Source organism: Bacteroides sp. NGMCC 1.200775, from assembly GCF_040798045.1.
In the GTDB taxonomy this organism is placed as follows: Bacteria; Bacteroidota; Bacteroidia; order Bacteroidales; family Bacteroidaceae; genus Bacteroides; species Bacteroides hominis.
Map to the genome: position 1 here is coordinate 500,414 of NZ_JASCQK010000003.1, position 26,105 is coordinate 526,518.

At 51.2% G+C, this 26,105-nt stretch carries 23 protein-coding genes; 7 read left to right on the forward strand and 16 right to left on the reverse strand.

Annotation, left to right across the window (positions count from 1 at the left end; all coding sequences use genetic code 11):
- Positions 1-146: 146 nt before the first annotated feature.
- Positions 147-929, forward strand: coding sequence for a hypothetical protein (locus QK890_RS11280; RefSeq protein ID WP_005780981.1), 783 nt, complete (start codon positions 147-149; stop codon positions 927-929).
- Between the two features lie 340 nt (positions 930-1,269).
- Here QK890_RS11280 and QK890_RS11285 read toward each other — a convergent pair whose 3' ends face one another.
- From QK890_RS11285 to QK890_RS11295, 3 genes are all read right to left on the reverse strand, one after another.
- Positions 1,270-2,094 (reverse strand): fimbrillin family protein, encoded by an 825-nt coding sequence (locus QK890_RS11285; protein WP_005808068.1) that lies wholly within the window; start codon positions 2,092-2,094, stop codon positions 1,270-1,272.
- Between the two features lie 165 nt (positions 2,095-2,259).
- Positions 2,260-3,129, reverse strand: a complete 870-nt coding sequence (locus QK890_RS11290) for a fimbrillin family protein (protein ID WP_367627340.1) — start codon at positions 3,127-3,129, stop codon at positions 2,260-2,262.
- Positions 3,130-3,325: 196 nt separating this feature from the next.
- On the reverse strand, positions 3,326-4,210 hold the full coding sequence (locus QK890_RS11295) for a hypothetical protein (protein WP_015083752.1): 885 nt from the start codon (positions 4,208-4,210) through the stop codon (positions 3,326-3,328).
- A 129-nt stretch (positions 4,211-4,339) separates the two neighbouring features.
- On the opposite strand from QK890_RS11295, the gene QK890_RS11300 reads away from it, so the two are divergent.
- Complete coding sequence (locus tag QK890_RS11300; protein ID WP_015083751.1) at positions 4,340-5,026, forward strand: HAD family hydrolase; 687 nt, start codon at positions 4,340-4,342, stop codon at positions 5,024-5,026.
- A gap of 9 nt (positions 5,027-5,035) precedes the next feature.
- On the opposite strand, the gene QK890_RS11305 is transcribed toward QK890_RS11300, so the two are convergent.
- The 6 genes from QK890_RS11305 to QK890_RS11330 all read right to left on the reverse strand — a co-directional run bounded on the left by QK890_RS11305 (position 5,036) and on the right by QK890_RS11330 (position 8,601).
- Entirely contained in the window at positions 5,036-5,362 is a 327-nt protein-coding gene (locus QK890_RS11305; RefSeq protein ID WP_005780971.1) for a multidrug efflux SMR transporter, read from the reverse strand.
- A gap of 226 nt (positions 5,363-5,588) precedes the next feature.
- Positions 5,589-6,338 carry a subclass B1 metallo-beta-lactamase CfiA2 gene (locus QK890_RS11310; protein WP_015083750.1) on the reverse strand — a complete coding sequence of 250 codons (750 nt, stop codon included), beginning with the start codon at positions 6,336-6,338 and terminating at the stop codon, positions 5,589-5,591.
- Between the two features lie 151 nt (positions 6,339-6,489).
- Positions 6,490-7,122 carry a CatB-related O-acetyltransferase gene (locus QK890_RS11315; RefSeq protein ID WP_220575980.1) on the reverse strand — a complete coding sequence of 211 codons (633 nt, stop codon included), beginning with the start codon at positions 7,120-7,122 and terminating at the stop codon, positions 6,490-6,492.
- Positions 7,119-7,565, reverse strand: coding sequence for a GNAT family N-acetyltransferase (locus QK890_RS11320; RefSeq protein ID WP_032539510.1), 447 nt, complete (start codon positions 7,563-7,565; stop codon positions 7,119-7,121). Before QK890_RS11320 ends, QK890_RS11315 begins: the two co-directional genes overlap by 4 nt.
- Positions 7,566-7,811: 246 nt before the next feature.
- The gene (locus QK890_RS11325) at positions 7,812-8,087 is read right to left on the reverse strand and encodes a hypothetical protein (RefSeq protein WP_005780965.1); all 276 of its coding nucleotides are present in this window, start codon (positions 8,085-8,087) and stop codon (positions 7,812-7,814) included.
- Positions 8,088-8,343: 256 nt separating this feature from the next.
- Positions 8,344-8,601, reverse strand: a complete 258-nt coding sequence (locus QK890_RS11330) for a hypothetical protein (protein WP_032539509.1) — start codon at positions 8,599-8,601, stop codon at positions 8,344-8,346.
- A 151-nt stretch (positions 8,602-8,752) separates the two neighbouring features.
- On the opposite strand from QK890_RS11330, the gene QK890_RS11335 reads away from it, so the two are divergent.
- The gene (locus tag QK890_RS11335) at positions 8,753-9,748 is read left to right on the forward strand and encodes an HPP family protein (RefSeq protein WP_122143131.1); all 996 of its coding nucleotides are present in this window, start codon (positions 8,753-8,755) and stop codon (positions 9,746-9,748) included.
- A 29-nt stretch (positions 9,749-9,777) separates the two neighbouring features.
- On the opposite strand, the gene QK890_RS11340 is transcribed toward QK890_RS11335, so the two are convergent.
- On the reverse strand, positions 9,778-10,734 hold the full coding sequence (locus tag QK890_RS11340) for a homocysteine S-methyltransferase family protein (protein ID WP_367627341.1): 957 nt from the start codon (positions 10,732-10,734) through the stop codon (positions 9,778-9,780).
- Between the two features lie 128 nt (positions 10,735-10,862).
- Positions 10,863-11,891 carry an N-acetylmuramoyl-L-alanine amidase gene (locus QK890_RS11345; RefSeq protein WP_032537684.1) on the reverse strand — a complete coding sequence of 343 codons (1,029 nt, stop codon included), beginning with the start codon at positions 11,889-11,891 and terminating at the stop codon, positions 10,863-10,865.
- A gap of 170 nt (positions 11,892-12,061) precedes the next feature.
- Between QK890_RS11345 and QK890_RS11350 the strand changes: the two genes are divergently transcribed.
- Positions 12,062-13,342 (forward strand): O-acetylhomoserine aminocarboxypropyltransferase/cysteine synthase family protein, encoded by a 1,281-nt coding sequence (locus QK890_RS11350; protein ID WP_005782776.1) that lies wholly within the window; start codon positions 12,062-12,064, stop codon positions 13,340-13,342.
- Between the two features lie 302 nt (positions 13,343-13,644).
- On the opposite strand, the gene QK890_RS11355 is transcribed toward QK890_RS11350, so the two are convergent.
- The 3 genes from QK890_RS11355 to QK890_RS11365 all read right to left on the reverse strand — a co-directional run bounded on the left by QK890_RS11355 (position 13,645) and on the right by QK890_RS11365 (position 19,724).
- A complete protein-coding gene (locus QK890_RS11355) occupies positions 13,645-15,018 on the reverse strand; it encodes a TolC family protein (protein WP_032539506.1) in 1,374 nt (457 codons plus the stop codon).
- A 300-nt stretch (positions 15,019-15,318) separates the two neighbouring features.
- A complete protein-coding gene (locus QK890_RS11360) occupies positions 15,319-18,528 on the reverse strand; it encodes an efflux RND transporter permease subunit (RefSeq protein WP_005808032.1) in 3,210 nt (1,069 codons plus the stop codon).
- Positions 18,529-18,605: 77 nt separating this feature from the next.
- Positions 18,606-19,724 carry an efflux RND transporter periplasmic adaptor subunit gene (locus QK890_RS11365; protein ID WP_032531612.1) on the reverse strand — a complete coding sequence of 373 codons (1,119 nt, stop codon included), beginning with the start codon at positions 19,722-19,724 and terminating at the stop codon, positions 18,606-18,608.
- A gap of 150 nt (positions 19,725-19,874) precedes the next feature.
- Between QK890_RS11365 and QK890_RS11370 the strand changes: the two genes are divergently transcribed.
- Positions 19,875-20,726 (forward strand): helix-turn-helix domain-containing protein, encoded by an 852-nt coding sequence (locus QK890_RS11370; protein WP_005782765.1) that lies wholly within the window; start codon positions 19,875-19,877, stop codon positions 20,724-20,726.
- Between the two features lie 285 nt (positions 20,727-21,011).
- Here the strand turns inward: QK890_RS11370 and QK890_RS11375 are convergent, their stop codons facing one another.
- Positions 21,012-21,245, reverse strand: a complete 234-nt coding sequence (locus tag QK890_RS11375) for a hypothetical protein (protein WP_022011580.1) — start codon at positions 21,243-21,245, stop codon at positions 21,012-21,014.
- Between the two features lie 414 nt (positions 21,246-21,659).
- Here QK890_RS11375 and QK890_RS11380 point away from each other — a divergent pair, with 414 nt between their 5' ends.
- Positions 21,660-23,153 carry an IMP dehydrogenase gene (locus QK890_RS11380; protein WP_022011579.1) on the forward strand — a complete coding sequence of 498 codons (1,494 nt, stop codon included), beginning with the start codon at positions 21,660-21,662 and terminating at the stop codon, positions 23,151-23,153.
- A 134-nt stretch (positions 23,154-23,287) separates the two neighbouring features.
- On the opposite strand, the gene QK890_RS11385 is transcribed toward QK890_RS11380, so the two are convergent.
- Positions 23,288-24,136: an AraC family transcriptional regulator gene (locus QK890_RS11385; RefSeq protein ID WP_032531656.1), complete on the reverse strand. Its 849-nt coding sequence runs from the start codon at positions 24,134-24,136 to the stop codon at positions 23,288-23,290.
- 239 nt (positions 24,137-24,375) lie between these two features.
- Here QK890_RS11385 and QK890_RS11390 point away from each other — a divergent pair, with 239 nt between their 5' ends.
- Positions 24,376-26,007 carry a PAS domain-containing sensor histidine kinase gene (locus QK890_RS11390; RefSeq protein WP_005808018.1) on the forward strand — a complete coding sequence of 544 codons (1,632 nt, stop codon included), beginning with the start codon at positions 24,376-24,378 and terminating at the stop codon, positions 26,005-26,007.
- The last annotated feature ends 98 nt before the right edge of the window (positions 26,008-26,105 follow it).

Sequence of the window (26,105 nt, forward strand, 5' to 3'; positions counted from 1 at the left end):
TATGCCGAACTTTTTCTTTTCCCAATTGTTGTAATCCAGCAAACATCTTCCAGATGTAGTACTATGCAATTGATCGGATAATAGACCTATATAATAGATTTAATTATAAAACAACTCAAAACCATCTTATTCATAATCATTACGGAATGACGAAAAAACATCGGAAAGAGAGCCTTGATGCCCTTTTTAGGGAGAAGGTATTACTGGAAATGCTGAAAGTGGCAGGGGTCGGTATGTGGACGTACAGTACCGAAACGGGGAAATTGCGTTACATTGGATTTGCCGATACGATACACCGGCACGACGAATTGCAGTATGTGGATCCATTGGATTATCTGAAACTGATGAATGGGGAAGATGCACAAATAGTCACTCAATTTATGGCTGCCCTCCATGCCGGACGTCCTCCTCAGGAGGGTATTCGCTATAAGGTGCATGGTAATGGAGAGGACTTCTATCTCGAAAATCATGTCGTGACCTGCCAACCGCTCGGCAACGGGTTTTATTACCTCAAAGGATATGTCAAGAATATTACCGCACAGGTGATGGAGATGAATCGACTGCATATCGGGAAAGAACGTACCGAACAGGCGGATCGGTTGCGTTCCGCTTTTTTTTCCCATGTCAGCCGGGAACTTCGGGGACCTCTTCAGGCGATGGAAGAGCTTGCGTCGCGGATGGTGAATGCCGGAAGCCGGGAAGAACGGGAAGAGTGCTTCCGACAGATACAGGAGAGTAAACGGGCGGCTATGAAGATGGCCGATGCGTTGCATACGGTATCACAACTTCCCGCCAGTACGTATGAACCTTATCATTCACCTATGCGGCTCTGCCTGATGTATCGCGACTTGCTGGCGGAAAACGGTTGTATCCACAACTCCGAAGACGGGGAGCAGGAGGCTAACTTTCTGTCGTTGCTCTTCTCGTAATGAAAAGGACACAAAAAGCTTTGGAGAATGAAGGACTGACTTCTTTTCAGGGTTGTTCTGAACTTTTTTTACCACAGAGTAACATAGAGTCTCACAAAGAAACTTTTCTTTCTTACATATCCGGATAAGTAGTAAATTAGAATTCTGTGCCTTCTGTTGTGAAATCGTATTGCTTGACTCCCCACAGGGTACATAGAGGCTTTCTTTCTCTTGCTTGACTATATTGGTTAAAACTCTGTGAGATTCCGTGTTACTCTATGGTGAATTGGATTCTAATCGTTGGGATATAAAAAGTCTTGGAGAATGAAACGCAAACTTCCTTTTAGGGTTGCTCTGCTTCTTACAGACTAATCGTATAAATCACTCCCGGCTGGAAAGTGCCGGAAGTGGGCTTCACCAGGTACGTCCGTTTTAGCAGCGAAAGCAATAGGACGACTTCCACCTTATAACTTGCCACGCCGGCAGGAACCATCACGGCATCGGTCACTGACCCCAATAGAGGAATAGTCAGTGCAATGTCTGTTACGGAGCTGTCATAAGTGACACCTCCGCTGCCGATGTTAAGCGTTCCTTTATTGGATACCCCTACCAGTTTGATGCTGGACAGCGAACCCAGAAGGGAAGTGTTCAGCCGGAGCTGGGTCAGCACATGGTTGAACGTGAGGCTGACGGGCGAAGTGCTGGTGCTTCCCGTGGGAGTGCTGACGGCATACATCACATCCTCCGCTCCTGTCAGTGTGAAATGGTAGGTGGGGGCGATGCCGTTGTCCGGTGCGATGATGTAATTGTTGCCGGTGGTTGCCGTTGTGCGGGGATAGTAACCGTAGAAGATGACCCGCTTTCCTCCCAACGGATAATAAAGCTTGGGATTGAAGGAGATCTGGTTGCCGCTGATGCCACTGGGTGTCAGGTTTAAGGCGAAAGGAGTGGGTGTCCAGGGATATTGCCCGGCAGTACTTCCTTCCCTGACTGCGTAAATGCCGACACTCGACAGGTTGGAAGCGTCTATCGTGGTGACAGGTGCCCGTGTGGGCAGTTTTTCTTCCGCGATTGCCATCCGTATGGGCACGGGTTCTTCAGGTGGCAGACAGTCGTCTGCTACTCCGTAGCTGCACCCTTGCGAGAGCAGCATCCAACCCATCAGAGTGAGGATAGCCCGTTTCATCGTCCTTTCTTTTTTGGCGTGGCACAGATTGCGCAGATAAGTAAACTTCACAGTCACTTGCGTAGATTCCTATATCCTGCAAGGCTTTGGCTGTACCGTTCAGGCATGTTCCACAGTCTCCTGCGTAAACCTTATACTGTGCAATCTGCGTATTATGAAAGTATATTACTGTAACGAGGATGATCCTTGTCCTCCTACCTGCCAGGCTGTTACGCTGATGGCGGCTGTGATTTCTTTAGGCGTGAAGGTCAGCGTAATCAGGTGCGACTTTCCGGCCTCGGTGGTTATGGAGATGGTAGTTTCGGGATAGGTCACTCCGTCGTTTGTGGTAACGACAACTGACAGGGCTTCACCGCTTTTCACCATCGGATAATTGCTTACCGTTGCCCCGGCCGTTGTGATGGGGAAGGTTCCCGAAAGCGTAAGATCTTTGGTGGTGTACGTCATGGCGGCCGTATTCAACGTGGCAGGTGCCTTCTGTTGTTTGATTACGAGGCTGGTCACGTTGACGCCCGATGCGGGATATCCCGTGCCGGATACGAACTTGAACTGCAATTGCGTCAGCAGGTGGTTGAAGATGAACGACAAGGGGGTGGCAGTCGCTTTTGTTCCGGAAGCCTGGGCGGTGATCATCACATCCTCTGTTCCGTCGGCTGCGAGTGTCACGCTCTTTCCTGCGAGTGTCCCTGCCGGATAGTAACCTTTGATATAGATGGTCGAACTATTCACCGGGTAATAACGTGCCGGACTGAAAGAGAGCGCAGACGTCGGTGTGGGGGAGGCTACGAATGTCACGGTAGAGTTCCATGCGTTCGTCGTATAGTCTCCATCGGTGGTGGATGCCACGAACGAGGCTGTAATGTTATCATTCGTCGACACCGGTGCACGGGTTGCCACGCCCAGGATGCCGGCATTTAATTTGATCTCCGTGGCATTTTCTTCAGGCTGGGGATTTACGGTGGTGCAGTCATCCTCCGAGGAGCAGCCCGACAGGGCCATCGCGCAAGCTATTACAGCAAACATTAACTTTTTCATACTTCTGTTGTTTTAGGTTATCACACATTAGAATTTACTATTTAGAAATTAAACATCTAAGATAATGCGGTAATAACAAAAGAGGTAGGGGTTGGTTCTCGAAATTGGCACAAGATAATTGAAGACAGGCCGGAAAGGTATATATCCGGTTCATCGCTCTTAGCGTCCGGAGCGATGCGGGTATGAATCCGATTGTTTATCGTTGGGTCAGATACACCGATCCATCCAGATTCTTGTACTTTGCGTCTTTGTAGATCTCTTCCAGCCATGCGGCATATTTTTGGATTACCGCATTCGATTCTTCAGACAGGTTCGCTCCTAAAACGCCGCTCCCCAATACGCCCGGGTTGCTCTCTGCGATGTCTTCCTTTATCATCTTCAGGGTCAGTTCTACTCCCGTCGCGTTTCTGATATTCGCTTCCGGTAAGCTTTGGGCGATTAATTCCTCCAGATGCCGTTTATCCTTCAACGTTATGTAGCCGTACCAAAGGAAACATCGCATCCCTGCCTTGGCTGCTTCTATGAACACATCCAGATAAGTACGGTCGTTTCTGCCGGGTTTGTCTATCTCGTAAGGATCGATGTGGAGGAACGATGATGCGGGGAGGGAAGAAAGCAGTTCAAGAGTCCCCTCGATGGAATCACGATTGAACAAGGTTATGCATTCTTTCAATCCTTTTGTGGCGGCATACTGGCTTACGTTCTCCAAGGGAGCCGATTCGATATCGAAGAAAATATAGCGTGCCGTATCTCCTAAGATATTCATTGCCAGTCCGGGTGAGCCGATGTAGCGGTTTGCCTGCATTGCTTCGCTCTCCTGCTGATAATAGGCCGATCGGCGGAGCGCCCCTTTGGGGTGATGGTATTCAGCACGCTCGGGCATACATTCTTTTTCTGCGGCTCCGGCTTTCTTCAGAAAGTGGTAGATGCCGTACTCCTGTTCGGGCGTTCTTTCCAAGGCGTATTGCGCGCAGGCAGCATTGGTTTCTACGTAGACCTGCGGCTTTTCGATGCGTAGCAGTTCACATAAAAGGAGATGTTTCAGCACATCCGCCTGCTTTCCGAAGTGTGTATAAGTCATGTCTTTCTCGTTAAGAGGTTATTCATAAGTTCGGTTGCAATATTCGTTAAATGTGGGGAGAAATGCAAGCCTTTGACCGTTTATTCGTTTTATAAGCGTATTTTTGCAGGGATTAAAAAAAAGAGAGACATGCAGGAGATAAAAGTGATCGCATTCGATGCGGACGATACGTTATGGGACAACCAGGTGTTTTACGACGAGGTGGAGAGTGAGTTCTGCCGGTTGCTGAGTGAATATGGAACGGCGGAAGAGGTCTCCTCCCGCCTGTTCGACATAGAGATGGAGAATATGGATATCTATAAATATGGCGCTAAGCCGTTTACCCTTTCGATGGTGGAGGCAGCCGTGACGATCAGCCGCAACCGGGTGCCGGCCGAAGTGATCGGACGCATTGTGGAGATGGGAAAAGAGCTGTTGGAGATGCCCATCCGTCTGCTCGGCGGGGTGACGGAAGCGCTCGAAACCTTGAAAGACGATTATAAACTGGTCGTGGCAACCAAAGGCGATCTGCTCGATCAGGAACGGAAACTACAGCGTTCGGGCATTGCCCATTACTTTGACCATACGGAGATTATGACCGACAAAGCACCGGAGGATTATCAGCGGTTGATCTCTTCACTGGACGTCGCTCCGCAATCCTTCCTGATGGTGGGCAATTCGTTGAAATCGGATGTGCTCCCGGTACTGTCATTGGGTGGGCAGGCCATCCACGTACCGGCTGAGGCGATGTGGAAACACGAGGAGATTCATCCGTCGGGGAAGGAGTATCTGATGATCCGTTCGCTGGCGGAATTGCCGGAGGTGCTGAGGGGATGAACTTCCCCCTCAATGCGAAACCATCTTCAGCCCGATTATTGAACTGATCAGCATCACTATAAAGAAGAGCCTCCAAAAACTGGCGGGTTCCCTGAACACAAGGATACCTACGAGCACCGTACCCACAGCGCCTATCCCTGTCCACACGGCATAAGCTGTGCCGATGGGCAGATTCTGGGTGGCTTTCACCAGTAGTAGCATACTTATAAAAGTTGCGATCAGGAATCCGGTGAACCACAGGTACATTTCCGTTCCGGTTGTTTCTTTCACTTTCCCCATGCAGAAAGTGAACAGCACCTCAAAGCATCCGGCAATCGTTAGGATAATCCAATTCATATCGTTTGTTTTTTGATGGCAAAGATCGCTAATAATCGGGAAGAAACGCTTAACAATTGATAAAAAAAGACTTAACCGTGCTACGCCGTAGATGAAACAAGGATCTGTTGTGTTGTTCAATTGATATTTTTATGTCTCGTTTGTGGCCGGCGTTACATTCTGTGGACGGGATAAAAGTTCTCGCCTCTTCGTTCATGGAATACCGGGTAGATGCCTACAATTCGGGCTATGGCTTTGAAGTGCTTTCTATATATTGGTTCACGATCTGCTTGGTATGCTCTATCAGTTCGGTTCCGCCATAGTCGCCATGTCCGGGCACGACGTAGCGGGCCGAGGGGAACTTGGCTTTTACCTTATCGAGAGTTTTCGGCCATGCCGTCACGTCCGCGTCCGAGATGTTGCCGATGCTTGTCGCCTGGTTGTCTTTAAGCATACATCCGCCAAAAAGGATATTCTCTGTCGGCAGCCAAACCACGATATTGTCGGTCGCATGTCCGCCTCCTAAATAATAACATTGGAGAGGCATGCCGTCCAAGCTGACGGTCAGTGAATCGGTGAATCCATGTTCCGGTACGGGCAACCCTTTTTCCTTGGCGAGGTCTATCGTCATCTGGTTTGCATATGATTGGACACCTTTCTTTTGCAGGTAACCCAGTCCGCCAATACAATCGCCGTGCCAGTGGTTCGGGATAAACGTGGTGACTTTGGCATGCAAAGAGTCCGCTACCCAGTTGACCAGCGTTTCCGTTTGTGCGTCATTGATCGGTGTGTCCAGCAACGCTGCCTGATGGTTGTTGATAACAATCATTCCGTTGGAAGGTACCATACCCCATCCTTCGATTTCGGCGAGGGATACATAAGTGTACACTTTGTCCGAGAGTTGGGTGATACTGATATCATCGGATATTTTTACGCTTTTCTGTGCCATAACTGCGACAGGGAAAAGCATGGAGATAAGGATAAATACTGTTTTCATTTTATTCTTTTATATGCTGTATTCAAACTAACATTTATATTTTATAGTTGTTTTTCCGATGTTGGGAAAGTTTAGTAATGATACTTCTTTTTATAAGTTCGTGTGCCGTCTGGATACTGTTTCTTTTTCTTTCTTTTATGATCTCTAAGCATTATCCGGCCACAGCCGCAAGCCCCTCTATATCTCCTTTCATAATGGCAGGTAGGGCTTGGCGGATCTTCTCAACTTCCCAGTCCCACCATCGTAAGCTTTGCAACCGGAGGATGGTCTCCCGGTCGAAACGCGGACGTATTTCTTTTGCCGGAGTGCCGCCTACAATTGTATAAGGAGGCACGTCTTTGGTTACGACTGCCCGGGAAGCGATGATGGCTCCGTCTCCGATGTGTACGCCTGCCATGATGACGGCTTCGTAACCGATCCAGACATCGTTGCCGATGACGATGTCCCCCTTGTTGTCCCAGGCGGAAGCGACATCTTTCTTGTCCAAATTCCACTCCTCGAAGAAGAGGGGAAAGGTGTAGCCCGACAATGATTTCAGACTGTGGTTAGCACTGTTGAAAAGGAACTTAGCTCCACAGGCGATGGAACAAAACTTGCCGATTATCAGGCGGTCTCCGTTGATCGGGTAGTGATACAGCACATTGTTCTTTTCGAACAGGGTAGGGTCGTTGACAAAATCGTTATATATGGTATAGTCCCCAACCGTGATGTTAGGATTCCGGATGACCGTATTCAGATAGATTGTCTGGGAGTCATTGGTACGTGGATAAGTTTTTGCGTTCATGATTTTAGTTCTGATTTGTATTCCATAGGTGTAAACCGGATGCCGTTCTCGGTTTTCTCTCCGGTGACGGCGGTGAAGCCCAGCTTGTGATAAATCCCGACGGCATAGGGAGAAGAGTTGACGGTAATCGTCTCTGCGTGCCCGCTTCGTATCGCAGTCTCGAACAGCCGCTTGCCGATGCCTCGCTGCTGATACGTTTTGCGCACAAAAAAGAGGGAAATGTGACTGCCGGAACTGCGGAGAGCGATCATTCCCGCAAGTATGTTGCCATCGAAAGCACCGTATACTTCCATTTCTCCCACCATTTCTGTGTTGTCGATAAAACTTCGGAAATGATCTGTCCCTTCCTGCGGATAGTCCGGTCCTTCAAATTCGATAAATACTTCCCAGGCAAGGTCCATCGCCATCCTTTTTTCTGATTGAGCTAACTTTCTGATTTCCATTTCTTTTGTGCTTTGTAAAGTCAAGGTGCAACAAAAGTACAAATAAATCCGTGATTCGAAAGAACTTCTTTACTTTTGTGCCGTACAACAAGAATACATCCATAAAACAAACCCTGCTCCCCGCACAAAGGATATGAAAGAAGAAATAAGAAAGTTACTTGCCGGAAAAATACTTATGGTAAAACCAAGCGGGAATATGATACGGTGGATTGTAACCGATGCCGGACCATTTGTCCCATGCGACTGTTAAAAGATCCACCAGAGCAGGAGTGCCAGTACTGCCAACACAGCCAGAAAGATCAGTGTGGAGCGGAGATAGTATTGCGTTTCCGCCTTTTCTTTTTCCCGGGTGGCTTTTTCTATCTTTTCCAGCTCCTCAACAGTAATATTCGGATTCTGAAGCGTTCCTTTCCGGTACATTTTACCTTGGAGGTCCTTCATCCGTTCCCGGCGCAAAGTAAGCAGATCCCTGTTTTCCTTATTGCGCCTGATCATATCAAAAACAAATCCCGAGAAGCTCATATACAGCAGTTTTTATTAGTGAATTAGCATTACGAATACAAAAATAGAAAATAATTCGGGATTCTCTTTGCTTATTCGTAACCTATTGCTTTTTAGCCCTTTTAAAATTTTACTGTCTTTTTTAAATCTTGCTGTCTTTTTAAGGATTGGCTGTCTTTTAGCCCTATTACCTTTTTAATTTAAGCTCTCTTGCTTTTTAAATCTCCTGCTTCTACTGCTTATCATTCTTTAATACCCAAATCTCTGTTGTCTCCTGTCATTTCTCCGCCCATTCCAGAATGGTCGGACTCTTTACATTCACCCCGAACAGGTGTGCTTTGGCGAGAATATTCCGTGCCAATTGCGCTTTATATTCTTCGGGTGCATACCTGAAATAAGTTTCTGCCGCACGTACATGCGCAGCGTCATGGATAGGAAACTCCCTCAACTCAGGAATACCGAACTCAGAAGTATCTAACTCTTTACGTTCATTGCTCGTCAGCTTATCGGACGGCTTTCGGATGAAATCGGACATAATAATAAGGATTTGATGTTAAACTTAGAGATAGTAACAAAAAAGAGAGGATTATGATTACATAGAGGTCGGGATTTACGGTTAATTTACTATGTCTGCAACCGTTAACTCTGAAAATCACTATCTTTGCGGTTCTTTATTAGACTTCATTATGGACAAAGCGAAAAAGATCAGATACGTCTTCTCTGCCTTCATGGTTATTCTGATGGTAGGTCTGGCGGAATGGGCAGGGGAGAAAGAAATTATTTTTCCGGAGATGGCAGCACTCACTATAGGTATGTGGGTGATTGATAAGAGAGTTTGGAAAGTCAGGCGTTGGCAAATGATATGGATGATGACGGCAGGAGCCGTTGCAGGAGTTTGTATCGTGCGTTATTCTCCTTTGCCGTTGCTCTGCAATTTATGTATGGCTTTTACCTTTGCTGCCTGTTGCCTGATGTTCAGCCGGACCACATTGATCCCATTGATTTCGGCTTGCATGCTGCCTGTGTTGCTGCATACTGAGACATGGATCTATCCGACAGCCGTATTTTTCCTTACCGTGATTCTTGTCAGCGGGCAGAGACTTATGGAAAAAGCTGGTTTGCGTAAAGAAACCAATTATGCCGTACCGGAGCGTGAGTGGAAAAAAGAGAGTTGTCGTTGGGGAGCTTTGCTATTTTTTGTTTCTCTGGTCGCTGCCTTTTCGCTTTTCTGCGGATATGCTTATTTCATTATTCCTCCGTTGATTGTCACCTTTACCGAGATTGTCAATTCTAAAGCGGGCTTCAGAAACCGTCCCATGCAGGTGTTTCTGTTTTTGGTGACCGGAGCCAGTCTGGGTACTGCCTTTCAGATCGTCGGACACTCTTATTTGCATTTGCCTGAAACGATTGTCGCCTTGTCTGTCATCTGTTGTTTGTTTGCCATCTTCGAATGGACCGGAAAGTATTTTGCTCCTGCCGGTGCGTTGGCACTGATACCGTTGATTATCCCACAGGAAGGAATACGTTGGTTACCTTTGCAGGCTGCCATAGGTGCCGCTTTGTTCATTACTATTGGCATGCTTGTTTTTCAGCAATGTTATAAATGGAGCAAGGCTCAGTTAGTGTTTTGCTTTACACCTACCCTGTTGCGGAGGTATCTGAACCGTAGAAGGAAGGAATGATGGGGGTATTGCAGGCCCGGTACGGATCATTATCGCCCCATCTTGTCACGGCGGCAAGCCAGCATTTCGGCAAAACGACGCATATGTTGCTGGTTAGTGCCGCAGCAGCCCCCGCAGATTTTTAGCGGGAAATCCCACAAAAGTGTCATCAGCCTGTCTGCCAGTTCTTCCGGTGGAGAGGAAATCAGATGCTCACACCCGTTCAGTTCTTCCGGACTGAGGTTGGCCGCATTGGCCTGGATACCTTGGAAGCGCTGACGCACCAGAGGAGTGTCATTCCGGGGATGGAGCAATGCCTGATGCAGGATATCGGGGTGTATACAGTTGGCCATATAACATAGAGGCCGGGTGGAAGTCTCCTTTTCGATAGCATCAATGGCGTCATGGATAAAGGTTCCGTCTATCAGGCGTCCGTCACGGCATACCATAAAACTGATAATATAAGGTAACCCGGTTGCCGCCATGGCATTCGCCATTCCGATGGCTTCTGTCAGCTGAGGCATGATGCCGGCAAACAGATAGTCTACTCCTGACTCCGCCATCGTGCGGACTGCCGGAAAATGAAATTCCATCGCTTCTTCAACGGACAGGCAATAACGTCCGTCGTACGCGTCGCCGCGGCATCCGGCTAACCCACCGATGTAAACCGGAATGGAAGTTCCGGTGCGGAACCTGGAAAGGAAAGATACGTTATCTGCCAATACATTCTTATGCCGGTAGTCCGATTCTGCGATTTGTTCCATATTGGCTCTGCGGGTAGGAGTCATCAGCATTAGCGGCAGGCGGAAGTCTGCGGCAATTTGCACATACTGGCGATAGATTTCCGCCAGTATCTCACGGTAAGAGTCATTGTAAATCAGGGCGGCATGGACGATATGTTTGTCCAACGGGATCTGGAATTCGTGACGCAAACGTTCTACAATAGCGCCTTCGGTGAGAATGAAAGGAGAAGTCCGGAATGATTCTACAAAAGATAGCTGATCCATAAGAATGACTTTAGAAGTTTTACTTTACATCCGGAGACAAATATAGGATTAATCAGCTCATTCCGGTTATCTGTTCCTGCTGTGTTCACATCCTTTTGTAATCTTTCAGAAAAACAAGAGACTCGGCTTTATTTATAGTCCTTTATAAACCCTTCCATCAACCATTTGGCAAGTGCCTGCCGATTGGAAGGGATCACCAGACGACGCTGGTCGAGAGTATTCTGGATGTTACCCAGTTCAACGAATACAGAGGCGGGTGTGGTGTGTGCCAGAACATACAGGTTGCGTCCGCTTACGGTGCCCGAGAAGCCACGGTTGGGCTGGTGCTTGCCGTATTTGGATTCGAAAGTTGCTTTCATATTCCTGGCGAGACGTTTGCTTTCGGCCTTGCGGTTGGAGTGATAGAAAAAGACGTCGGTTTGGGTGCCTTTGCTGCGGCTGTCTACATGGATGAAGATGGCCCGGCAGTACTTGAATTTCTTGCGATCCTTCCGGTAGAGGGTGTTGATTTTATCGCAACGCTGCTGAAGGCGTTGTACCTGGTTCAGAGGGATGGGAGAGCCCATGCAGGTTTCCCGTTTGCTGTTGGACAGGTAGGCCTCGTCGCGGATACCGTCTTTGGCATCCTGAATGATGATGCGTACCTCGGCACCTTCCTGCATCAGGTTGCGTGCCAGGCGCAGGGCGATGTCATAGGCATATTCGTCTTCGTGAAGTTCGTGTTTACCAACACGGCCTATGGCACCGGGGTCGGGGCCGCCGTGTCCGCTGACCACATAGAAACAGGCACCGGCAAGGCGGTCGGAGGTTACCTTGACATTAGCCAGCCATTTCCCGAACAGCGGTTCGTTGACTTCCGTACGTTTGGACCGGTGTGCAGACCCCGTTTCGGATTCTTTCTCAGGGGTGGTGTCCGATGCCTTTTTGACGGGAGGAATCAGATAAGTGACACCCATCTTCAGAGTTCTGCTTTTGCCTAATCGGGTTTTGTTGAGTTCGATAAAGTCATCATAATATTTCTTTGGAGCACGGTTGTGGCGCAGGAGGAAGGAAGAGATTCCCTCACCGGATTTAGGAGTGGCTTTCTGCTGTGCCCATAAAGCAGGGGCAGTAAATAAGGAACAGAAGAACAGGAGAAGACAGAGTTTCCTTTTCATATTGCTACGTATAAAAGATGCAGGCTTGGCTGCTGTACCTAATTGTTTGACTTCTATGGTGAATTTTTGCTTTTTCGCCCGCAAAGATAGCCTTTTAAACCAATAATTTTCTCTACTTTTGCGTCGATATAACTTTTTTAAGGCAATATAATCGTAAACTCAATAACATTATGGCAAAACAATTCAAGCCCGAAACCCTGTGTGTACAAGCAGGATGGACTCCGAAAAAGGGCGAGCCGCGCGTGCTGCCCATCTATCAAAGTACTACTTTTAAATACGAAACCAGTGAGCAGATGGCCCGTCTGTTCGATCTTGAAGAGAGCGGTTACTTCTATACCCGCCTGCAAAATCCGACGAACGATGCCGTAGCTGCCAAGATTGCCGCCCTTGAAGGAGGTGTGGGAGCCATGCTGACTTCCAGCGGCCAGGCTGCCAATTTCTATGCCATATTCAATATCTGCCAGGCAGGCGATCACTTCGTCTGTTCGTCGGCCATCTATGGCGGAACGTTCAACCTCTTTGGGGTGACAATGAAAAAACTGGGCATCGACGTCACATTCGTTAGCCCCGATGCCGATGAAGAAGAGATTTCGGCTGCTTTCCGCCCGAACACGAAAGCGCTGTTTGGTGAGACAATCTCCAATCCGTCGCTCGAAGTGCTCGACATTGAGAAGTTTGCCCGCATTGCCCACAGCCACGGAGTGCCCCTGATCGTTGATAATACCTTCCCGACACCGATCAACTGCCGTCCGTTCGAATGGGGAGCGGATATCGTGGTGCACTCTACCACCAAGTATATGGACGGACACGCCACCAGCGTAGGCGGCTGTATCGTGGACAGCGGAAACTTTGATTGGGAAGCCCATGCCGATAAGTTCCCGGGACTTTGCACACCGGATGAATCGTATCACGGACTGACTTATACAAAGGCTTTCGGCAAGGGTGCCTACATGACTAAGGCAACTGCTCAACTGATGCGTGACCTGGGCAGTATCCAGAGTCCGCAGAATGCCTTCTTGCTGAATTTAGGTCTGGAGACATTGCACCTGCGTATGCCCCAGCACTGCGGCAATGCACAGAAGGTGGCCGAATACCTTGCACAGAACGATAAGGTGGCTTGGGTGAACTATTGCGGTCTTCCGGGTAATAAATACTACGAACTGGCGCAGAAGTACATGCCGAATGGTTCTTGCGGTGTAATCTCTTTCGGGTTGAAAGGCGGACGCGAGTTGTCCATCAAGTTCATGGACTCGTTGAAACTGGCCGCCATCGTCACCCACGTGGCCGATGCGCGTACCTGTGTGCTCCATCCCGCCAGCCATACGCACCGGCAGCTGACAGACGAGCAGTTGATCGAAGCCGGTGTCCGTCCGGACCTGATCCGTCTGTCCGTAGGAATCGAAAATGCGGATGACATTATAGCGGACATCGAACAGGCACTGAACGCATAACCCCTTTCCCTCGTCTTTTTTTACATCCTGTTTTATCCCTGTCCGATGAAGCAGGATGTTTTTGTTTCTTCTTCTCTTTCCTTTTCCTTTTTACTGCTTTCTCACTTTCTTTATCGGGTCTTTACAAACATTCTTATCTCGGGACAACGGTACTGAGATGAAAATGTTTGCAAAGGGAGTATAAAGAAAAGAGGGTTTACCACAAAATGGCACAGAGTAGCACAGAGTGGATGTCAAGTCGTTGGTTATCGGCTTGACTCCCTCTGTGTTACGCTGTGTTACTCTGTGGTGAGTTCCTCTTCTTAACTTCTCTCTCTTCCTCCCCCCAATGCCTGATACAAGGTGATGACCCCCTGGATTTCAGTAAACCGGTTGGCCACTTGCGAGAGTTGCGCATTGAGCAACGTCTGCTGTGCGGTGAGCACTTCCAGATAAGTCGTGTTGCCATGCTTCATCAGCAGTTGTGTGCTGCGGGCGGCGTTTTCGAGGGAAGCCACCTGCTTCTCGAAGTAGTTTGCCTTGTCCCGTGCCGTCTGATATTGCACCAGGGCATTGTTGACCTCGCTTCCGGCGTTGAGCAACGTCTGTTCGAAGCTGAGGCGTGCCTCCTCCTGTTGCGCTTTGGCTATGCGGAGCTGGGCGATGTTCGCTCCCCGGTTGAACAAAGGCTGCGTCAGCGAGGCCACGGCGGTGGCAAGGAACTTGCCCGGGTTGACGATCATCGCACCTGCCGAGTTTGTCCAGCCGGCGCTGCCGCTCAGCGTGATCGAGGGGTAGAAGGCGGAACGGGCGGCATTGGTAGTGTAGAATGCCTGTGCCAACGACTGTTCGGCACTGCGCACGTCGGGGCGGTTGGCAAGCATCTGCAAGGGCACGCCCACCGAAAGGTTCTCCGGCAGGCGCTGCTCGGCGAGGCGTCCGCGGGGAAGGGTGCGGGGGACGTCGGCAAGGAGGAGCGAAAGGGCGTTCTCCACCTGGTTGAGCTGTTCGCGCAGGTCGAGCAGGGTGGTACATATATTGTAGTATGTGGCCTCAGTCTGCGAGAGGGCGGCTTCGGTCACCATTCCGGCAGCTTTCATGGCGCGGGTGGTGGCGACGCTCTCTTTCCAGGCGGCTTCGGTGGCGGTGGAGATCTCGATCTGGGCGTCGAGCATCAGCAACGTATAGTAGTTGTTGGCGACGGCGGCAATCAGTTGCGTCTGTACCGCCTGTTCATAATCACGGCTCTGCGCCACGACAGCTTGTGCACGCCGCTTGGCGTTCGTCAGCCGGCCGAAGATGTCGATCTCCCAACTGGCGCTGACGGGCAGTGAGTAGGTTTGCGAGGCTTTCCCGCCGTCGAAGCTGCTGGCCGTTCCCTGCGGAGAGAGGGAGAAGGCGGGCAGATAGGAGAGTCGGGCGGAGAGCAAGGTGGCTTCGGCCTCTTTCACGCGGAGGTGGGCCGTACGCAGGTCGGTGTTGCGCACGAGGGCGGTGTCGATCAGCGTGCGGAGGCAAGGATCGGTGAAGACCTCCTGCCAGGGGAGGCTGCCGAGGTTGGAGGCGGAGTCGGAAGGATTCACGCCTTCTTGGCCGTAAAGGCCGTCGGGAACCTCGGTAGCGGATTTGTATTTGGAGTAAATGCCGCAACTGCTGAGTGCCAGCGTGGCGGCAAGGGATATGATTAACTTTTTCATGATTGCTTGTTTTATGGGAGCCTCCCTCCCCCGGGTTCCTCCGGTGGAAGAGGAGGGGAGGGGGCTGCTAATGATAAATAGGGTTGAACGGGGGAAGAACTCTTTTCACCACTCCATATCACAGAGTGATATGGAGTGGTACGGAGTCATACAGAGCGATACGAAGTAAAGTATCGCGGAGTAGTACAGAGTATCACCGGGTAGAGTATCACCGGGTGAATCTTGCTCTTTTGATCATTCATACCAATAACCTGTCTTCCTCTGTGTCACTCTGTGTTCCTCTGTGGTGAAAAGAACCCTTTATTCCTTCAAAGCCCCTCCTTTCGCTTCCTTCTTTTCCCGGTCGCTCACTGCGATCTCTTCCTCGATCTGCCAGTCGTGCGTCGGTTCGGCCTGTACCGGACGAATGCGTTCCTGCAACCACTGGAAAGCGATGAAGAGCGACGGCACGATGAACAGCAGTGCCAGCGTACCGATGACCATACCGCCCACGGCGCCCGTTCCCAACGAACGGTTACCGTTTGCCCCTACGCCACTCGCCACCATCAGCGGGAACAACCCGAAGATCATCGTCAGTGCCGTCATCAATATCGGGCGCAGACGGGCTTTTGCGGCGCTCAGCGCGGAGGCTATCAGCCCCATGCCCGCTTTGCGGCGTTCGGCGGCATACTCGGTGAGCAGGATGGCCGTCTTGGCCAGCAGACCGATCAGCATAATCAGTCCCGTTTGCAGGTAGATGTTGTTCTCCAGACCGAACAGGCGGGCGAAGAGGAACGAACCCATCAGTCCGCACGGCACGCTCAGGAGCACCGCGAAGGGGATCAGGAAGCTCTCGTAGAGCGCGCTCAGAATCAGGTAGATCATCAGGAAGCAGATGCCGAAGATGATCGCCGTCGTGCCGCTCTGCTCCGTCTCCTCACGGGTGATGCCTCCGTAGTCGTAGCCGTAGCCCTTGGGCAGGGCGGTGGAGGCTGTCTCCTGTACGGCACGGATGGCGTCACCCGTACTGTAACCGTCCGCCGGCATGGCGTTCACGGCGATGGAGTTGTACATGTTGAAGCGGCTCAGCGACTCGGCTCCGTACGTGCGGGTCAGCGTCACGAACTGGCTCAGAGGCGCCATCTCGCCGTTCGACATCCGCACGAAGGTGTTGCCCAGCGAAGCTTCGTCGAGGCGGTATTGCGGGTCGGATTGGATCATCACCTTATATACTTTCGAGAAGCGGTTGAAGTTGGACACGTACTGCCCGCCGTAGTAGCCCGAGAGGGTGCTCAACACCTGGTCGGGGGTGATGCCCGAGCGCTTGCATTTCGACGGATCTATCTCAACCAGCCATTGCGGGTAGCGGACGTCGAACGTGGAGTAGGCCATGGCGATCTCCGGACGCTGGTTCAGCGCGCCCAGATACTGCTGCGTGGTCTGGAAGAAGGTGTTCACGTCGCCTCCCGTCTTGTCCTGCATGTGCAGTTCGAGGGCGTTACCCATACCGTATCCGGGGATCATTCCCGGTGAGATGGCAAATACGGTGGCGTCCTTGATGTCGCCCGTCCGTCCGTATACCTGGCCGATGACCGACTGCACGTTGTCTTCCTTTCCGGGGCGTTCGTCCCACGGTTTCAGTTTCAGGATCAACATACCGAACGAGCTTCCCTGGCCCGCCAGCAGTCCGTAGCCCGCCACTTTCTGCACGTGTTCCACTTGCGGGATCTGTTCCATGCGCTGCTCGATGCGCTTCATCACCTCGTCCGTCGTGCGCAGCGAACTGCCGGCGGCGGTGCTGACGTTGACAAACACCACGCCCTGGTCTTCGTCGGGCACGAGGCTGGTCTTCGTCGTATTCATCAGCACCACCAGCAGGGCGATACTTGCCACGAGGAGTCCGCCCGTCAGCCAACGGTGCTTGATGAAGAAGAGCACGATGCCCTTGTAACGGTCTATCACCACGTCGAACGCCGCGTTGAACGCTTTGCGGAAGCGGGCGGCGAAGTTCTGCTTCTGCGTGCCGTCCTCGTTGATGTACGGTTTCAGCAGCAGCGCGCAGAGGGCGGGGCTCAGTGTCAGGGCGTTCACGGCGGAGATGCCTACCGCTACGGCCATCGTCAGTCCGAACTGCGTGTAGAACGTCCCCGATGTGCCGGACATGAACGATACGGGGATGAACACCGCCATGAATACCAGCGACGAGGTGATGACGGCGTTCGAAATGCCTTTCATGGCGTCGATGCTCGCCATGTAGGACGATTTGTAGCCCACGTCGAACCGTGCCTGCACGGCCTCGACCACCACGATGGCGTCGTCCACCACCGTACCGATGACCAGTACCAGCGCGAACAGCGTGATCAGGTTGATACTGAATCCCGCCATCGCCATGAAGGCGAACGTACCGACGAGCGACACGATGATGCCCACCAGCGGGATCAGCGTCGAGCGGATGTCCTGCAAGAAGATGTATACGACGAGGATCACGAGCAGGATGGCTTCGAGCAGCGTCTTCACCACCTCGTGGATGGAGGCGTAGAGGAAGTCGTTGCTGGACATCAGTTGCGTCAGTTCCACTCCGCGGGGGAGGTCTTTGCGCGCCTCTTCAAGGAAGTCGTTGATGCGGTTGTTCACCTCCGTAGCGTTGGAGCCTGCAGTCTGGAAGAGCATGCACGAGATACCGTTGTGCCCGTCCGTCGTTCCGCTGTAGGCGTAGCTTTCCTGTCCTAACTCGATGGTGGCGATGTCCTTCAGTTTCAGCACCTGCCCGTCGTCGGTGGAGCGGATCACGATCTCGCCGAACTCCTCCGGGGTGATGCGGCGGCCTTTGTACTTCATGGTGTATTGGTACGTCTCGTCGGAGTTCTCGCCGAACGATCCGGTGGCAGACTCGATGTTCTGTTCCGCCAGCACCGCCGAAACGTCCGAGGGGATCAGGCGGTATTGCGCCATCACGTCCGGTTTCATCCAGATGCGCAGGCTGTAGTCGCCTCCCATGATCATCATGTCGCCCACGCCCGAGATGCGGAGAATCTCCGGCTTGAGGTTGATACTGATGTAGTTGGCCAGGAAAGCCTCGTCGTAAGAGTCGTCCGGGCTGTGGAGCGAGAACATTTGCAGGATACTCGTCTGCCGCTTCGAGGTGGTGACACCCACCTGGTTCACCTCCGAGGGGAGCTGTCCCGTGGCTTTGGAGACCCGGTTCTGCACGTTCACCGCCGCCATGTCCGGGTCGGTTCCCTGTTTAAAGTAGACAGTGATGGAGACCGTTCCGGCGTTGGTGGCGCTGGAGGTCATATACGTCATGTCCTCCACTCCGTTGATGGCCTCTTCGAGCGGGGCGATGACACTCTTTTGCAACGTCTCCGCGCTGGCTCCGAAGTAGCTGGTGGAGACCATGATGGTTGGCGGGGCGATATCCGGGTATTGTTCGACGGGCAACGTAAACAGCCCGATGATCCCGACCACGACGATGGTGATGGAGATAACGGCCGATAGGACGGGCCGTTCGATGAATGTTCGTAAGTTCATAATTATAGGGTTATATGTTTCCTTTGTGCCACTCTGTAGTGAGCCTTGTTCTTTGTTTTATTGCATACGATGAGCGTTCACCGTTCCTCGTTCACCGCTTTGATCTCCGTTCCTTCCCGGAGCAGTCCGACGCCTTCGGCCACGATCACGTCACCGGTCTGTAGCCCGCTCTCCACGATGTACTCCTGTCCGCCGTTGACGCGCGTCACCTGTACCGGAGCCGATTGCGCCTTGCCGTCCACTACCTTATATACAAATACCTTGTCCTGTACTTCGAATGTGGCCGCTTGCGGAATCACCAGCGCTCCCGTCTTCTCCGTCGGCACGATCACGTTTCCGGCGCCGCCGCTATGCAGCAGCCCTTCCCGGTTGGGAAACACCGCCCGCAGGCTCACCGTTCCCGTCGTGCGGTCTATCACCCCGCTGATCGTCTCGATCCGTCCCGCCTGCGGATAGTCCGAACGGTCGTTCAGTTGCAGGCCGATTTCCGGCATCTGTTTCAAGGCTTCCTCCTTCGATCCGTAACGGCGGATCAGTCCTAAGAGCTGGTTCTCCGTCATTGAGAAGTAGACGTACATGTCCGAGTTGTCCGAAACGGTAGTCAGCGGTTCCGGCAGGCTGGCGCTCACCAGTGCTCCCACCCGGTAGGGCAGCGTGCCCACTACTCCGTCCACCGGACTCTTCACCAGCGTATACGATAAGTTGTTGCGTGCGTTCACCTCCTGTGCCTTCATCTGCGCCAGTTGCGCCTGCGCTGCCAGGAGAGAGTTCTTTGCCGTGCTCAGGTCGAAGGCGGACACTACGTTCTGCCTGTACAATTCCTGCTTGCTGTCATACGTCAGTTGTGCTGTGGCCAGCGACGCCTTTGCCGCCTCCACGTTTGCCAGGGCAGTCTGCAAGGCAGCCTCGTAAGGCACTTGGTCGATGACGAACAGCGACTGTCCCCGTTTCACCCGTTCCCCCTCGCTGACACACACCTGCGTCAGCGTGCCGCCTACCTGCGGATAGATCTCGATGTCTTGTCGTCCGCGTATCGTTGCCGAATACGTACTCGATAGCGTCCGGTCGGCAGGCGCGAGGGTCATCACTTTGTATCCCGACTCCACGTTTGCCTGCGGTGCTTGCTTGCATCCCCCGACGGCCAGACAGCAGGCCAGTATCACGGCCTGTTTCACTTTACTTACCTTTTCAATCATAGTTCCTATTTAATTTTGTCGCGGCAAAGGTAGAGCGTTTTCCCCTTCGGCAGCTTTTCATACCCGCCCCACTATTGTTCATAATCGGAACAACTTTTCGCCTAATTCACTAAAAAGACCTACCTTTGCAGGCGAAATAAAGAACACGATATGGAAAAAAGTAATCCGCTCACTCTCACTCTCGACCAGCCCTTCGTGGCAGGAACCGACGACTTCGCCCCTTTCTACAACCGGTTGCACAAGCTCAACTGTGCCATCATTCTCTACTGCCGCAGCGGTCATGCCACGCTTGCCATCGACCTGAAGAAATACGAGATCACCCCCAATACCCAGGTTGTCCTCCTGCCCGGCTCCGTCATCACCCTTGAAGAGAAGAGCGAAGACCTGCAGATCTCCTTTTTCGCCTCCCACATCGAGATGTTCCGTGAAGCCTGCATCCGCTTCGAACCCTCCTTCTTCCGCTTCCTCAAGGAGAAGCCCTGCTATACGCTCCCTCCCGAATTTACCGCCCCCATCAATGGTCTTCTGCACGCCACCGGCGCCATCTTCGCCGACACCGACCACCGCTTCCGCAACCAGATAGCCCGCAACCACCTGCAAAGCTTCCTGCTCGATGTATACGACAAAGTGCACCGCCTTTTCACCCATAAAGAGATCGAAGGCGGCAACCGTCCGAACGAGCTTTTTCATAAGTTCGTCACCTTGGTGCACGAGCATTGTTGTTCGCAGCGCGACGTTGTGTTCTACGCTGACCGTCTCTGCATTTCTACCAAATACCTGACGAGCATCTGCCGCTCCCTTATGGGCGGCTCAGCCAAAAAAGTGATTGATGATTTCACGGCCTTGGAGATCAAAGTCCTCCTCCAGTCCACCGATCTCAGTATCCAGGAGATAGCCGACCGCCTGAGCTTCCCCGACCAATCTTATCTTGGCCGGTATTTCAAACGTCACGAAGGGGTTTCGCCGATGGAGTACAGGGCGAGGTTGGCGGGTATAAAATAGGAGTTCTCTGGGAAATGCGTAGTTGCGACATCCGTCCCGGTAATCTTGATAATCAGCAGATTGTATTTACCTATATTTTTCTTTCAATGTAAAACCGTTTACCCCGGCACGTAAAGCCATTTACCCCGGCACGTAAAACCGGTTATCCCGGCACGTAAATGAAGTCGGCATTTAAGGTAACAGATGTCCCCCTGTAGGATGCGTATCCAAACGACGCATTCTCCGGATGGAACCGAAGTATCCGGCTCTTGTGTGTGATTGAATAAAAACAGGAAAGGCGGTTGCTTATGTATACCAGATCTCGTTATACACAGGCCTTGTCCGGCTTTCTGCCGGAGTCGCCTTCCATGCCTGTGAAGAGGTATCTCCACATCCTTTTTCAATTGGCGACTGTTCCAACAGAGTCGATTCCAGAACAACTTTTCTGCCCGGTGTGCTGTTGATAATGACTTCGGAATGACTGAAACTGAAATTCCGTGTAGTTTTCATTCCGGAGAATGCTTTCATTTCTTGTGACATAAGCGGTAGTTATTTATAGTATGGTAATGAATAACACCGGAGGTACGAAAGTGTTTGCTAAATGGCGTTGTTTTCTGTTAATTTAAAAGCAGGGATGCCGGTTTCGGATTAAATCTATAAGGAAAGCATGACGTAGTCCGGTTTGTATTACCTTTGCCGGTGAACTAAAGAAATCAGGCTATGTCTGTATTGTCAGAACCTTTGGGCATATCCGATGCCGCCTTGCAGCAATATGCCGGCCAACTCCGGAAAGAGGGACATACGTTTGAGACTTATCAATAATATCCGTGCCTGAATGGACGGACGGCAGAAGAATAGGATGCTGTGAAGGGATAATTGAAAAAAATACCCCTGTCCCTGTCACATAATTAAAAAGAAAGATGTAATTTTGCATGCCAAAAAACAACTTATCTTATGGCAGTTTACGTAGAAGAAGTATCAAGAACTTTCGGTGAATATTTACTTATTCCCGGTCTTACCACCAAACAGTGTGTACCTTCCAATGTATCTTTACGCACCCCGCTGGTGAAACATGCGGCAGGCACACAAGCAGCAATCGAATTGAACATTCCTTTCGTTTCGGCAATCATGCAGTCGGTTTCCGGTCCCGAACTGGCTATCGAGCTGGCACGCAACGGAGGACTCTCGTTTATCTTCGGCTCGCAACCCATCGCCAGTCAGGCGGAAATGGTGCGGAAAGTGAAGAAATTTAAAGCCGGTTTCGTGACCAGTGACTCGAACCTGACACCGGAACATACGTTGGATGATGTACTTCGCCTGCTTCGTCAGACCGGACACTCTACCATCGGAATCACGGATGACGGCACACCGAACGGACATCTTCTGGGATTGGTAACCAGCCGCGACTATCGCCTTTCCAGAGATCCGCTGGACAAAAAGATCAAAGACTTCATGACCCCTTTCGACAAGCTGATTGTAGGCGAAGTGGGACTGACACTGAGCGAAGCGAACCAGATTATCTGGGACCACAAACTCAACACTCTTCCCATCATCGACAAGGACGGCCGTCTGGCTTATTTCGTTTTCCGCAAAGATTACGACAGCCACAAGGAAAACCCTAACGAGGTGTCAAGCCCCGATAAGAAATTGCTGGTGGGTGCCGGTATCAATACCCGTGACTATCAGGAACGTGTACCTGCTCTGGTAGAAGCAGGAGTGGATGTGCTTTGCATCGATTCTTCGGACGGCTATTCGGAATGGCAATATGAGACTCTGCAATGGATCAAGCAGCAGTATGGGGATAAAGTACTGGTAGGTGCCGGTAACGTGGTAGATAAAGAAGGCTTCCTCTATCTGGCGGAAGCCGGTGCGGACTTCGTGAAAGTGGGCATTGGCGGTGGATCTATCTGCATCACCCGTGAACAGAAAGGTATCGGACGCGGACAGGCGACTGCCTTGCAGGACGTGGCTCGTGCCCGTGACGAATATCAGGCACGCACAGGCATCTATGTGCCTATTTGCAGCGACGGCGGACTGGTGCACGACTATCATATGGTGCTTGCCCTTGCCATGGGGGCCGATTTCCTGATGATGGGCCGTTACTTTGCCCGTTTCGACGAATCGCCTACAAAGAAGCTCTGCATCAAGAACAATTATGTGAAAGAGTACTGGGGAGAAGGTTCGAACCGTGCCCAGAACTGGCAGCGCTATGATATGGGCGGAACGGAATCTTTGAAGTTCGAAGAGGGAGTCGATAGTTACGTGCCTTATGCCGGTAAGATGAAAGATAATCTGGCTGCCACACTGAGCAAGATCAAAGCTACGATGTGCAGTTGCGGTGCCGTTACCATTCCCGATTTGCAGCAAAACGCCAAGATTACATTGGTTTCGTCTACCAGTATCGTAGAAGGCGGGGCACACGACGTGATTCTGAAGGAAAAAGGATAATAAACTTTTCATTATCCGCACACAGGCCATCCAATAAGTGCGAATAATATAGGACAGGCGGACGGATACGGGGTTTGAGATGACTGTATAGTTGTTGAAACTCGTTTCGGTCCGCCTGTTTCGTAGGTTTGACCTTATTTCTCTGCGTTCCGGAACTTCTGTGGGGTCATCCCCACTTGCTTCTTGAAAAACTTATTGAAGAACGCCGCGTTGTTGAATCCCAGGTTCAAGGCAATGTCTTTCACCGGAGTGGGTGTGGTTCGCAGCAGGGTTCGGGCAGCCAGGATCAGGATACTGTTGATGATTTCCATTGCTGTCTGTCCGCCCGATTCTTTCTTTATGATGTGGCAGAGGGTAGTTGATTTCATTCCCATTTCGGCCGCATAAAACTGTACCTGATGTTGGCGGGCATGATTCTCCTGTACCAGTCGGACAAACTGGCGAAAGACGGCGGAATGTTTGTTGGCGGGCGCTACCTGCGACAACGCTTTTCGCTGACTGAGCTCTGTGAACCCCTGTAGGAGTGCTTCAAGCATAGACTTCAGTGTGGCATGACTGAAAAGGAACGGAGCGTCTTTATGGATGTGTGTCAAAAGCGCGAAAGTCTGGACGTAGATGCCGAAAATTTTCGGGGACAATGGGAGCAAGGGGTGTTCGTTGATGATGTAGAACGTATGGATGATCGATCTGTCCAAGTGGGTTTCGTGGATGAACGCAAGTGAAAAGAGTACCGCATGCAGCTGCACATCGTCCGATGTCTTCAGCACTTGTACGAAACTTTCTGAGGGGATAGCGATCATCGTACCGGGACCGATATTGTATTGCACCAGGTTGATCATTGCCTTGACACGCCCCCGTATGCAGAGGGCAAATATGACGGCTTTTGTCTTTTTGAGTTCGGCACAATATGCCCACAGTGTTTCGCTGCTGATGCGGTCGGCAGTGGTGAAATTGGCCGATATATTTAATTCTGGAGTAAGCATGTTCTTTTGTTTGCTATAACGCTGAGATCCCTTTTTGGTTGCAAAAGTCATTATATTACGGTCTAATATAGTTAATGACTTGTTAATTCTGTACGGGGCTTTTCCTGTCATAGTTAAAAGTGGTCAATCCGTACACGATGGAATATTTTGTGAGAATAATAGAATATTATTTCCAACCCGATCCGTTGCCGATAACTGATATTAGTACGATCTTTGTGCCTTGACACAACTGAATTTATATGAACCGATCTTCATTCAACACCTTTGTTTTTCCTGTCTTTTTTTCTTCTTTGGCCATTGGGGACAATAGTCTGATTACGGTTATTGTTTTGCTGCTTATTGTCGTGTTTGCCTTGTGTGTGGCGGTGAAGTGCCTCTACGGGCAGAGGCGGGCGCTCAAAAAGGCGCTGGTGGGAGATGCCGTATGCAGGCAACTGTTTGATGTGTGGCCGCTGAGCATTCTTGTCCTCGGCGCTGACGGGAAGATAGAACGGATGAACAAGTTGTTGCTGGAAGAACTGCAACTGGATTTGAGGCAGGTTGCCGGGCGGCAGGCAGTTGACATCATCGAACTGATCCAGGACAAGGAGAACCTTTTGCCCCGGTTTCTGGAAGAGATACAGAGCGGAAAGCGCAACATTTTGTTTTCTACCAATTGCTTCATTCGCGAACCCCGTTCCAATATCAGCTTCCTGATTCAAGGCGGCATTGTGGGGATTTATGAAAGCGGGCGCTTGATCAAGATGATCGTCTACCTGCGCAATGTGCTTGAAGAACGGACGCAACGGCATGTGCTGAATATCGCCCTGAGCAAAACACATATCTTTTCCTGGTCGTTCGACATGGAGCGGAACCTGATGGTGATTGACCCGCGTTATTTCGACTACCTGAAGATTCCGACTCAAGATTATACACTGACCATGGAACAGTTTTCCGACTTGGTGCATCCCGATGACCGGAAGGTACTTTTCGATGCCCTTGCCGGGCAGTTGACGGGAAACTTGTACGAGGCACCCGTACCTTATCGTCTGCGCCGGGGAGACGGGGGCTGGGAGTGGTTCGAGGGGCAGTCTACTTATGTGGGGCAACTGTCAGATCTGCCGTTCCGTATTGTAGGTATCTGCATGAGTACGCAGCGGCATAAAGATATAGAGGACAGGCTGAACGATGCCCTCCGGAAGGCACAGCGGAGCGACCGGTTGAAGAGTGCTTTCCTGGCCAATATGAGTCACGAGATCCGTACTCCGCTGAATGCCATCGTGGGTTTTTCCACACTGCTGGTGAGCGAGCAGTCCGATTTAAGGCCGGAGGACATCGAGGAGTATGCTGCGTTGATAGAGAAGAACGGGCAGTTGCTGATGTTCCTGATTTCGGATATTCTGGATCTTTCGAAGATTGAATCGAACACCATGGAGTTTAACGTTTCGGTTTTCTCACTGAACAAGATGTTTGCCGACATAGCCCGCATGCAGCGTCTGAACGTGAAGCCCGGTGTAGAACTGATTGCGGATCTGCCCGCAGAGGATGTGTCGATTACTGCGGACCCGGTAAGGCTGGAGCAGGTGGTGAACAATCTGATCAATAACGCGATAAAGTTTACGAGCCGGGGCAGCATCCGGATAGGCTATCGCCGGAGGGGGGAGAAGGACGTAGAGCTGTTTGTCGAAGACACCGGGAAGGGAATGTCGGAGGAGGTGATCGCGCATGTTTTTGAGCGCTTTTATAAAGGAGATTCTTTTGTTCAAGGAACGGGGTTGGGACTTGCCATCTGCAAGACGATTGTGGAACATTTCGGCGGAGAGATTCGTGCGGAGTCCGAAGCGGGTGAGGGGGCGAGGTTTGAAGTCTGCCTGCCGGTAGGAGGAAAATAGAAACGGGGAGGACCCGAATGAAACGGGGAAAGTCACGTTGCGCGTTGTCCCATAACCGCTTGTGATTTCCCCGTTTCTGTGTTTATTTTAAGAATGCC